Origin of the sequence: Streptomyces sp. SID3343 (assembly GCF_009865215.1) — a bacterium.
Classification (GTDB): Bacteria; Actinomycetota; Actinomycetes; order Streptomycetales; family Streptomycetaceae; genus Embleya.
Genome location: NZ_WWJX01000264.1, coordinates 1 through 10365 on the forward strand (window position 1 = coordinate 1; position 10365 = coordinate 10365).

Below are 10365 nucleotides of genomic sequence, written 5' to 3' on the forward strand. Positions count from 1 at the left end.
GGCAACGAACACCCCCACGGACGCGACGACGAGCACGATCGCGGTGGCGGGCGCGACCACGCCGCCAACCCGGCCTCACCGCCAACCGACACGCCGGCGGCGATCAGCGCGGGCAACGCGCAACACGCCGCACAGGCGATTCCCACCAACCAGGCCAGGCCCCCGGCGGCGCGTTCCACGCCGGCCCGTCGGTGGTGAGGGCAGGGTCAGCAACAGGGTCCGGCGTGGCGATCCCCTTCGGCGAGGTCGGTGAACGGCAACGGGCAGCACGAATGGTCGCGCACACACCGCGAGGTCGTCACAGCCCGCGTCGAACGCCGTCACGAGCGCGGCGCGGATGGTGTTCAGGTCGGCGATCCGCGCGTCGACTTCCGCGAGCTTGGCCGCGGCCCGTTGTTGCAGGCCCCCGCCGCGGGTGCCGTGGTGGTGACGGCCGGCCTCCAGGAGCTCGGCGACCTCCTCCAGAGAGCTGCGCGGCCTTGATCACCCGCAGCAGCGCCACCGACTCCGGCGGATACAACCGGTGTCCGCCCAGGGTGCGATCCGGCTCAGCGAGCAGGCCCCGACGCTCGTGATAGCGCAGCGTCTGCCGGCCGACACCGGCCGCGTCGGCGAGTTCCCCCGACCGCAGCGGCACCTCTCGCGCCGCCCTCACCGCCGGGCCCCTTTCGCGCTCTCGCCCGCGCGGGCCACCAACGCGTCCAGGACCGCGACGCGGGCCTCGGGCACGGTGACGTCCATCAGCAGCCGACCACCGGCGTCGTGCTCGAACGCGAACGTGAAGAACGAGCAGCAGTCTGTCTCCCGCTCGGCCAGGTTGCGCGCAAGCGTCTCCGATTCCGTGTCCAGGACCAGCCGGGCCCTGGTTGTACCGGGCCGCTCTGCCCCCAGCAGGGCGTCGGCGAACAGGGTGTCGAATTCCGCCACCCGAAGCGGCTGCTCCTCGGCCGGCAACGTGCAGGAGTGCGGTACCCAGCCCATGACGGGACTCCCTTTGCTTCGGTTCCCGACCGGGCCGGCCGGGGCGATGCTCCGACGGTAAACCTGTACTCGGGTACAGGATTCAAGCCCTGTCTGGGCCCACCGGTACGAGGAGGGCCGACGCCCGCGCCTGGCCTGCGACCGTCGTGCGCATGCTCCGCGAACTTGGCGCGTCGACGGCGGAGTTGCTTGGCCTGTCAAGGCAGTTGCGCGCGTTACGCGTCGGGCTACGGCAACGTCGGCTGCTCAGGGGTGTGTGGCGCGACGGGCGACGGGCGACGGGCGACGGGCGACGATGGCGCTGCGGACGTTGCCCACGCGCCCGGGCGCCGCCGCCAAGGTGTAGGTGGCGCCCGTGGCCCCCGTGGCGCACCTGCGGATCGGGGTCGTCGAGCAGCGAAGTGACAACGCCGGCGTCTACGGCGACCGCGTCACGGACCGCCTTGATCGCTCGGCGCCCGGGACGGTCGCTCGGTGGGCGTGGGTCACGTCGGGTGGGTACGTGGTGGTTTTTCTCGTGTGTTGCGGGGGGCGTTCACGGTGTCGTCGCCGAAGGCGGCCGTGAGTGCCTTCGTGATCAGGTCGGGTAGTTCGGAGCGGCCGTCGTCCTCGGCCCAGCGCACCAGTGCCGTATGCATGGCGGCCAGGCAGGCGCCGGCCGCCGCCTGGATGCTAAACGCCGCGTCGGGATCGGCCGCATCGCCGCCGAGGGCGTCGACGATCGCCTGCTGAAGGGCGTAGTGGTTGTCCAGGTGCTTCGCCCGCAACGCCGGTGTCGAGATCATGAGCCGGAGACGGGCAAGGAGGAACTGCGCGTTCGGCGTCAGGTCGTCTGCGCGGTCGCCGTCGGTCAACGCCGCGGCGGACTCGACGAGCGCGTTGCCGATGCGGCGGACCAGGGGCTGTGCGGCGGACGACGCGGCGATCCGCTCGGCGACGAGCCGACCGTGCCGGTCGGCGAGTACGAGGTCTTCCTTCGTGGGGAAGTGCCGATAGACGGTCATGGGCGAGACACCGGCGGCTTCGGCGACGTCGATCACGGTCGTGGCGTCGTATCCGCGCTCGGTGAACAACCGCAGCGCATGCGCCTGGATCGTGCGCTGCGTCTCTGCGCGCCGCTGCGCGCGCAAGGTTGAGTGCTGGTCGGGCATGTGGTAGACCCTACCTGTGTGATAGTCACTACCAGATTGGTAGTGACCAACATCTTGGGGTGGTCGACATGGGTGATCTGACCGGCAAGACGGCTCTCGTGACCGGCGCGTCGCGCGGCATCGGGCAGGCCATCGCGGCCCGGTTGGCGGCGAAGGGGGCAGTGGTCGTCGTGCACTTCGGCACGGACGCCGAAGGTGCGGCCGCGACGGTCGACGAGATCGAACGCGCCGGCGGAACCGCGCTCGCCGTCGGGGCGGAACTGGGCGTGGACGGCGACGTCGAAACGCTGTTCGCGGGAGTCGAGGCGGCTCTGGCCGGACGGCCACTCGACATCGTCGTCAACAACGCGGCGGCCGCGCCCGCCGGCCCGCTCGGGACCACGACGCGCCGGGAGTTCGACCACCTCTTCGCGGTGAACGTGCGGGCGCCGTACTTCATCATCCAGCGGGCATTGCCGCTGCTTCGCGACGGTGGCCGCATCGTCACGATCTCGTCCGTGGCGACCCGGATGGCCAACCCGGGCCAGACGTCCTTCGCGATGACGAAGGGCGCCGTCGAGACGATGAGCATGACCTTGGCCAACGAACTCGGCGTCCGCGGCATCACGGTCAACGCGGTTGCTCCCGGCGCCACTCGGACGGCGAGCAACGGATCGATCTTCGAAGTGCCGGGCCTGGCCGACCTCATCGCCGGAACGACGGCGCTCGATCGGCTGGGCGGACCCGACGACGTCGCGGACGTGGTCGCGTTCCTGGCCTCCGACGACGCGCGGTGGGTCACCGGTCAGATCATCGACGCAAGCGGCGGCCTGTTCCTCGGTCCGCGCGGGTGATCGCAGGTCGTCGAGGAGAACTCACCACGGCGCGCTGATCACGGCTCGGCCCACAGGTGCCGGGCCTGCGGTCGGCGGGGCCCGCGGTGTCTCGGAACCGCTCGCTTCCCACGTTCCGTTCGCGAGCACGAAGCGGGACACCTTTGCCGGCTGCCGTGTAGGCGATCCAAGGACTGGGTGCCCGGGGAAGCGGCATGGGTCGTGCCGATGTGGGCGCCCGGCGTCGTCTCCGTGTCGGCGTCGGGTCGCGTGCGTTCCCAGCCCGGCTCGGCCCGGTGCCACATCCGGGCGCAGCACGAGGTTGTGGTCGCGGTGTCCGCTGTTCTGCGTTCGGTACGGGATCGGCTCGGCCGTCGGCGCCGCGAGCAGGCGCTCGCGCAACTCCTCGGCCGCCGCCTCGCGTTCTTCTCTTGAACCGCGCCGCCGGTGGCGGTCGTAGCCGGCGGCATCGACGACGGGGTTCCGGTGCATTGCGTACAGGCCCGACACCTCGACCTGGTGACCTGCGGCGGCGCGGAGCGCGGCGAGTGCATCCACGGGCAGGACCCGGGGGGTCGCCGAGTGCCTATCGCGCCCACGTTCCGCGGCCGTGAGCGGGCGGCCGACTTCTCGCAGCGCTGATTTCGCGGTACTGACTGAGCGGCACTGATTGCGCACCATTGGTCACGTAGCACTGATTTCGCAGCTCTGATTTCGCACCGTTGGTTGCGCGGCACTGATTGCGCGCTGATTCCACACCGTTGGTTGCGCAACACCGGGTTCGCGGCACCGGGTTCGCGGCGGAGGCCGAGGGCGTCGTCGCCGGGGTGGCCGAGGTGGATCATCCGAGTCGCAGCCGTCCTCGGCCTTGACCATCAACCTACGGACGCCTAGCCTCCAAACTCGGAAAGCGCTTTCCACTCTGTCGGGCCCCGCCCGACCACACGAGGGAGCCGAACACGTGAGCACTCCCGAGTCCGCGCAATGGGCCTTCAGTACGCTCGGCGCGCCCGGTCGTCCCGTCGCCGAGCATGTCGGGCGCGCGGTCCGGCACGGCTGTACCGGCATCGAGTTGCGCGTCCATCGGGACGAGGAAGTCCACCTGGACATGTCGGCCGAGCAACGTCGGGACGTACGCGCGCGCGTCGAGAACGCCGGCCTCACCATCCCGTGTCTGGCCGGATACTCGGGCATCTGCGCCCCCACCCCCGACGAGACCGTCCTCACCGGGATCCGCGGCCTGCTCCACCTCGCGCACGACCTCGCCGCGCCCGCGATCCGGGTCTTCCCCGGCGGCACCGGCGAAGGCGACGCCGAACGGGCCGAGCGCAGGCTGGCGTTGCTGCTCCCGGAGGCGCGCGCGCTCGGCGTCACGATGCTCGTGGAAACCCATGACTCGCACGCCACCGGGGTGGCCGTCGCGAGCCTGGTACGCCCGTTCGCCGGTGCGGTCGCGGTGATCTGGGACGCGCTGCACCCGTGGCGACACGGCGAGGCGCCCGCCGACACCGCACGTGCGCTCGCGGGGTTGCTCGGCTACGTACAGATCAAGGACGCGGTGTCGGCAGCCGACACCACGCCGGTTCCGTTGGGCACCGGGTCGGTACCACTGGAGGAGATCGGCGCGACCCTTCGCGAACAGGACTGGCACGGTTGGGTATCGCTCGAATGGGAGCGGGCCTGGTACCCCGACGTCCCCGCGCTCGACGCGGTGCTGCCGGGCGCCCGAGACTGGGTCGCCCGCTACGCGCTCCCCCCGCTGCACTGAGGTTTCCGCCGCCGGTCGACGGTGTGTCGAACGGCGGCGGTTCCGGTGTAGGACGGAGGGTCTCGGAAACCACTCCGGTGGCATGGGAAGGCCCGGAGAAGCTGCGTGGCGAGCGGCTGTTGCCACGTGGTCCACCGTGGGTGAGCCACAAGCCGACGTGCCGCGACGCATGGTGTGTCCCGGCGGCTGGGGTCGACGTGGCATCGCGAGCGGGTGGAAGCCGGGGCCGCGCGTTGCGGTCCGGCCGGTCCACCGGCGCTCGGCGGCGGGCGTCGAAACGGCGGTCCGCCGAGGTGGTGATGGTGATGATGATGCCCGTTGCCGGTTCTGGGGGGGTACGGGGGATCGCCAGCGGTTCCGGACGGCTCGCGCAGGCACGGTGGGTGGTCACGCGGGTTCATGTGGTGGTGCACGGCATGGCTGTCGAGGGCGTGGCGGCTCCTCGAAGCGTGTGGCCGGCCGCGGCGACGGCCGCCCGTCAGTGTCGAAACGGGACGAGAGGGCGGACAGGTAACGACGACCCCCGAGCGGGGGTGGGTCGGTGACGGGCTACGAGCCGGCTGTTCCGGGCAGGCGGGTGGCGGCCCGTACGACAGCCGCGCCGACACGGCGGACCGGCGCCGCTCCGGCCGGCCGGTTGATCCGGCAAATCCGACGAACCTGATGCACCTGACCAACCTGACCAACCTGACGAACCAACCAGCCGGCCAGTCGACAGACCCGCCGCCGGGCCACCAGCCGCCCAGCGAGTTGCGCGCCGCCGTGCTGTTGCGCCATGTGCTCGCGGCCTTGGCCGAATTCGTCCGGCCGCCCATCGAGTTTCAGCGCGCCGCCGTGCTGTTGCGCACCACCAGTTCGGCGGCGAGGTCCACCGTGCGTGGTTCGGTCGCCGGGCCGGACAGGATCATCCGCATCGCCTGGACACCGATGTCCGCCAACGGCAGTCGTACCGTGGTCAGCGACGGGTTCAGGTCGACGGCGAAGGGCAGGTCGTCGAAGCCGACCACCGATACCTGTTCGGGTACCCGCAGGCCCAAGTCGTCGCGCAGCGCGGCCAGAACGCCGGCGGCCATCACGTCGTTGAGAACCACGACCGCGGTGACGTCGGGCACCCGGGTCAGCAACGTGTTCGCCGCGCTGCGCGCCCGCTCGCGGGTGAAGCCGCCGTCGACCACGTGTGACGGTGGCAACTCGACGCCCAGGGAACGTAGTTGGCGGCGGGCACCGTCGAGGCGGTCCCGTACGGTGGTCAGTGCGCGGGGGCCGGTGACGATACCGAAGCGGCGGTGACCGAGCTCGTACAGGTGGCGTACGGCGAGCGCGGCGCCGGTACGGTTCGCCGGGCGCACACTGTCGGTGGCCAATCCGTGCGCGCCGACCGACACCACGTGGCCGCCGTCCGCGCGATAGGCGTCCACCTCGGCGGCAAGTCGGAGGGTGAACCCGCGGTCGGCGAAGCCACTGCCGGCCAGGACGACCGCGCGAGCGCGTTGGGCGCGGAGCCGGGCCAGGTAGTCGAGTTCGAGTTCCGGGTCGCGGAAGGTCGCGGCCAACATCACCAGCAGCCCGTGCTCGCGGGCCACACCCATGGCGCCTGCCGCGATCGCCGCGAAATAGGGGTCGGCGACGTCGTGGACGACCACCCCGACCACGGCGGTGGTGGAACGGGCCAATGCCTGGGCGGGGGCATTGGAGACGTAGCGCAACTCACGGGCCGCCTCCTCCACGCGCCTGCGCAGGTCCTCGCCGACAACCCGGGTCCCGCTGCTGCCGTGGAGCGCGCGGGACGCGGTGGCCGAAGACACACCGGCGCGTTCGGCCACCTGTTGAAGGGTGACCGGACCGACGGCGGGACGAGTCACGCGAGTCGCGAGGGTGTGCGCGGCCCCGCGATTCACGGGTGCGCCCGAAACATCCCGGGCCGCGAACGCACCCGCAGCTTCGCGGGTTACGGGGGTCCCCACGGCATCGCGCGACACGGCACCGGCCGTGGCATCGCGCGACACAGGAGTCCCCACCGCACCCCGCGTCGCGGCAGCGCCCCCCGGGTGGATCCCCGCCGCGTCCCCCGCGTCGCCGGTCACACCGAAACCGGCCGTGCCGCCACATGACGCGGAAGCGTTCGGCGTGTTGTGGGGCGATGGGGATTCGCCGGTAGCGGGTTCGTCCGGTGCGGTGGGGGTGGGAGCGGGCATAGGCCCAGGGTATCCGTTGGAAAGCGCATTCCCAATCCTTGTTGACCCGGAGCGGGCCGCGCTCTAGCGTACGGGAAAGCGCTTTCCCGCAAACTTCCGCATCCGGGTACGGCATCGCCTCCTCGGGGCTGCCCGGTCCGTGTCCGGGCGGCCCCGGGGCTGCCGCCGAAGCCGTCGGAGGATTCCGGGCCCGACCCGGGGCGCGCCGCCGCCCAGCCTGATCCCGCCCCGCCCCTGAGAGGTTCCCCCATGACCACACACACCCTCGGCGTCGTGATGAACGGCGTCACCGGCCGAATGGGCTACCGCCAGCACCTGGTCCGGTCGATCCTGGCCATCCGTGACCAGGGCGGTGTCCCCCTCGCCGACGGCTCGCGCGTACTGCTCGAACCCGTCCTCGTCGGCCGCGACGCGGAGAAGCCGCGCACGATCGCCGACCGGCACGGCATCGCCGAGTGGACGACCGACCTCGACGCCGCCCTGTCCGACCCGAAGAACACGGTGTACTTCGACGCCCAGGTGACCACGGCCCGCGAGGAGGCGATTCGCAAGGCCATCGCGGCGGGCAAGCACGTGTACACCGAGAAGCCGACCGCCGAGACCCTCACCGGCGCGCTCGATCTCGCGCGCGCCGCGCAGGCCGCCGGGATCAAGCACGGCGTGGTCCAGGACAAGCTGTTCCTGCCCGGTCTGCTCAAGCTGCGCCGGCTGATCGAGGGTGGGTTCTTCGGCCGAGTCCTGTCGGTGCGCGGCGAGTTCGGCTACTGGGTGTTCGAGGGCGACTGGCAGCCCGCGCAGCGCCCGAGTTGGAACTACCGGGCCGAGGACGGCGGCGGCATCGTCGTGGACATGTTCTGCCACTGGTCCTACGTACTGGAGAACCTGTTCGGTCGGGTGGAGGCGGTGACCGCGAAGGCCGTCACGCACGTTCCCACGCGCTGGGACGAGCAGGGCCGCGAATACCCGGCCACCGCCGACGACTCCGCGTACGGCATCTTCGAACTCGCGGGCGGCGTCATCGCGCAGATCAACTCGTCGTGGTCGGTGCGGGTCAACCGCGACGAACTCGTGGAGTTCCAGGTCGACGGCACCGAGGGCAGCGCGGTCGCGGGCCTGCGGCGCTGCCGGGTCCAGCACCGTTCGGCGACGCCGACTCCGGTGTGGAACCCGGACCTTCCGGTCACCGAACCGTTCCGCGACCAGTGGCAGGAGATCCCGGACAACGCGGGCGACGGCGGCTTCGACAACGGCTTCAAGGTGCAGTGGGAAGACTTCGTCCGGCATGTCGTCGCCGACGAGCCGTTCGCGTTCGACTTCTTCGCCGGGGCCCGCGGCGTGCAGTTGGCCGAGTGCGGCCTGCTGTCGTCCGCCGAGGGCCGGCGGGTGGCCCTGCCGGCACTCGACGGCGTGGCGGCGCACGCGTGAGCGCCCGACTGCTCCTGCCGACCACGACCGGCGGCCTGGAATCGTACGAACCCACCGGCGTATACCGGGGCGCGGCCCCGGGCGGCCCGGCGTTCACCACCCGCACCGCCTACGCCGCGGCCCACGTCGTCGCCGATCCGTTCGGCGACAACACCCCCGGTCGCCCGGCGGTCGTGGACTGGGACGCCACGCTGGCCTTCCGCCGGCACCTGTGGTCGCACGGTTTCGCGATAGCCGACGCGATGGACACCGCGCAGCGCAACATGGGCCTGGACTGGCAGGCCACCGCCGAACTGATCCGGCGCAGCGCGGCCGAGGCGGCGACGATCGGCGATCCTTACACGCTGCTCGCGTGCGGCGCGGGCACCGACCACGCCGGCCTCGATCTGACGATCGATCAGGTGATCGCGGCCTATACCGAACAGGTGGCGCTGGTCGAGGAGTCCGGCGCCAAGGTGGTGTTGATGGCGAGCCGTCAGCTGGCCGCGGCGGCGCGTGGGCCACAGGATTACCGGCGGGTGTACGACGCGCTGCTCGGCCAGGTCCGACGGCCCGTGGTGCTGCACTGGTTGGGCGATGTGTTCGACCCGGCGCTCGCCGGATACTGGGGTTCGCGCGACGTCGACGAGGCGACGGCGGTGTTCCTGGATCTGGTACGGGCGCATGCCGATCGTGTCGACGGGGTCAAGGTCTCGCTTCTGGACCGCGAGCACGAGGTCCGGTTGCGCGCCGAACTTCCGGACGGCGTACGGCTGTACACGGGTGACGACTTCCACTACCCCGAGCTGATCCGCGGCGACGGCACGCACTTCAGCCATGCCTTGCTCGGCATCTTCGACGCGATCGCGCCGGTCGCGGCGGGCGCGCTGCGGGCGCTCGACGCGGGTGATGCGGCGGCCTACGACGCGTTGCTCGCGCCGACGGTACCGCTGTCCCGGCATCTGTTCGGGGCACCGACGTACCACTACAAGACCGGCATCGTGTTCCTGGCGTGGCTGACGGGGCTCCAGGACGCCTTCGTCATGGTGGGCGGCGCGCAGGCGGCGCGATCGGTGCCGCACCTGGCTCGGGCGTATCGACTCGCCGATGTGGCGGGGCTGTTGCCGGACGCCGACCTCGCGGCCGAGCGGATGCGGTCGCTGCTGGCGGTTGCGGGGGTACGGGCATGAGCGCGGTGGACGTGCCGAGCGGGCTGCCGGCGACGATCGACACCCCGGAGGTCGGGGACGCGCGGTTGGCGCGGCTTTCGCTCAATCAGTGGACGACGCGCGGGTGGTCGCTGCGCGAGGCGGTGGACGGTTGCGTACGGGCGGGTCTGCCCGCGATCGGGCTGTGGCGCGACAAGGTGGCCGAGGTCGGCACGGCCGAGGCCGCGAAGGTGGTGCGCGACGCGGGGCTTCGGGTCTCGTCGCTGTGTCGGGGCGGCTTTCTGACGGCGCGTGAGCCTGCGGCTCGGGCCGCGGCGATCACGGACAACCGCCGGGCGATCGAGGAGGCCGCCGAACTGGGTACGCAGACCTTGGTCCTGGTGGTCGGCGGACTGCCCGACGGCGACCGCGATCTGCCGGGCGCGCGCGGGCGGGTCGCCGACGCGCTGGGCGAGTTGGCGCCGTTCGCGGGGGCGCACGGGGTGCGGCTCGCGCTGGAGCCGCTGCACCCGATGTACTGTGCCGACCGTGCGGTTCTCTCGACCCTGGACCAGGCCCTCGACCTCGCCGAGCCTCATCCGGCCGATCAGGTGGGCGTGGTGGTCGACGCCTTCCACGTGTGGTGGGACCCGAACCTGGAGCAGGCCATCGCCCGGGCGGGCGAACGGATCGCGTCCTTCCAGGTGTGCGACTGGGTACTGCCGCTGCCCGCCGACAACCTCCTGGCCAGGGGCATGATGGGTGACGGTGTCATCGACTTCCGCTCCATGGCCCGCTCTGTGGCGGCAGCCGGCTACCAGGGCGACATCGAGGTCGAGATTTTCAACGCCGACGTCTGGGCCGCGGACGGCCACGACGTGGTGGCCACGCTCAAGCGCCGATACG

11 protein-coding genes and 2 pseudogenes are annotated in these 10365 nt (G+C 71.6%); 8 read left to right on the forward strand and 5 right to left on the reverse strand.

Translation table 11 applies throughout. The annotated features are described in order from the left end of the window. Positions 1–198, forward strand: a 198-nt coding sequence (locus GT354_RS53695; protein ID WP_237534543.1) for a hypothetical protein, incomplete at its 5' end; no start/stop codon positions are given. A 183-nt stretch (positions 199–381) separates the two neighbouring features. On the opposite strand, the pseudogene GT354_RS53700 reads toward GT354_RS53695, so the two are convergent. The 4 genes and pseudogenes from GT354_RS53700 to GT354_RS09175 form a co-directional block, all read right to left on the reverse strand. After that, positions 382–465: pseudogene (locus GT354_RS53700) on the reverse strand (MerR family transcriptional regulator); the annotation flags it as partial. 67 nt (positions 466–532) lie between these two features. Next, positions 533–655: pseudogene (locus GT354_RS56430) on the reverse strand (MerR family DNA-binding transcriptional regulator); the annotation flags it as partial. Then, positions 652–981: a hypothetical protein gene (locus tag GT354_RS09170; protein WP_161355770.1), complete on the reverse strand. Its 330-nt coding sequence runs from the start codon at positions 979–981 to the stop codon at positions 652–654. The pseudogene GT354_RS56430 and the gene GT354_RS09170, both read right to left, overlap by 4 nt. A 485-nt stretch (positions 982–1466) precedes the next feature. Continuing rightward, positions 1467–2132 (reverse strand): TetR/AcrR family transcriptional regulator, encoded by a 666-nt coding sequence (locus GT354_RS09175; RefSeq protein WP_161355771.1) that lies wholly within the window; start codon positions 2130–2132, stop codon positions 1467–1469. A 68-nt stretch (positions 2133–2200) separates the two neighbouring features. Between GT354_RS09175 and GT354_RS09180 the strand changes: the two genes are divergently transcribed. The 4 genes from GT354_RS09180 (at position 2201) to GT354_RS09195 (ending at position 4712) form a co-directional block, all read left to right on the forward strand. Next, positions 2201–2965 (forward strand): SDR family oxidoreductase, encoded by a 765-nt coding sequence (locus GT354_RS09180; protein ID WP_161355772.1) that lies wholly within the window; start codon positions 2201–2203, stop codon positions 2963–2965. A gap of 177 nt (positions 2966–3142) precedes the next feature. After that, positions 3143–3379, forward strand: a complete 237-nt coding sequence (locus tag GT354_RS09185; protein WP_161355773.1) for a hypothetical protein — start codon at positions 3143–3145, stop codon at positions 3377–3379. A gap of 12 nt (positions 3380–3391) precedes the next feature. Then, complete coding sequence (locus tag GT354_RS09190; protein WP_161355774.1) at positions 3392–3586, forward strand: hypothetical protein; 195 nt, start codon at positions 3392–3394, stop codon at positions 3584–3586. A gap of 319 nt (positions 3587–3905) precedes the next feature. Further along, positions 3906–4712: a sugar phosphate isomerase/epimerase family protein gene (locus GT354_RS09195; RefSeq protein WP_161355775.1), complete on the forward strand. Its 807-nt coding sequence runs from the start codon at positions 3906–3908 to the stop codon at positions 4710–4712. Positions 4713–5533: 821 nt separating this feature from the next. Here GT354_RS09195 and GT354_RS09200 read toward each other — a convergent pair. Beyond that, complete coding sequence (locus tag GT354_RS09200) at positions 5534–6574, reverse strand: LacI family DNA-binding transcriptional regulator (protein WP_161355776.1); 1041 nt, start codon at positions 6572–6574, stop codon at positions 5534–5536. 582 nt (positions 6575–7156) lie between these two features. Here GT354_RS09200 and GT354_RS09205 point away from each other — a divergent pair. The 3 genes from GT354_RS09205 to GT354_RS09215 form a co-directional block, all read left to right on the forward strand. Next, positions 7157–8332, forward strand: a complete 1176-nt coding sequence (locus tag GT354_RS09205) for a Gfo/Idh/MocA family oxidoreductase (RefSeq protein WP_161355777.1) — start codon at positions 7157–7159, stop codon at positions 8330–8332. Continuing rightward, the gene (locus tag GT354_RS09210; protein ID WP_346011947.1) at positions 8329–9501 is read left to right on the forward strand and encodes a dihydrodipicolinate synthase family protein; all 1173 of its coding nucleotides are present in this window, start codon (positions 8329–8331) and stop codon (positions 9499–9501) included. The genes GT354_RS09205 and GT354_RS09210 overlap by 4 nt, the downstream gene beginning before the upstream one ends. After that, the coding region (locus GT354_RS09215; RefSeq protein WP_161355778.1) for a sugar phosphate isomerase/epimerase at positions 9498–10365 on the forward strand (868 nt) is incomplete at its 3' end. The genes GT354_RS09210 and GT354_RS09215, both read left to right, overlap by 4 nt.

Bases quoted from the DNA above. Each gene is read 5' to 3' on its own strand.
- GT354_RS09170 (WP_161355770.1), bottom strand. From the start codon at position 981: ATGGGCTGGGTACCGCACTCCTGCACGTTGCCGGCCGAGGAGCAGCCG.
- GT354_RS09175 (WP_161355771.1), bottom strand. From the start codon at position 2,132: ATGCCCGACCAGCACTCAACCTTGCGCGCGCAGCGGCGCGCAGAGACG.
- GT354_RS09180 (WP_161355772.1), top strand. From the start codon at position 2,201: ATGGGTGATCTGACCGGCAAGACGGCTCTCGTGACCGGCGCGTCGCGC.
- GT354_RS09205 (WP_161355777.1), top strand. From the start codon at position 7,157: ATGACCACACACACCCTCGGCGTCGTGATGAACGGCGTCACCGGCCGA.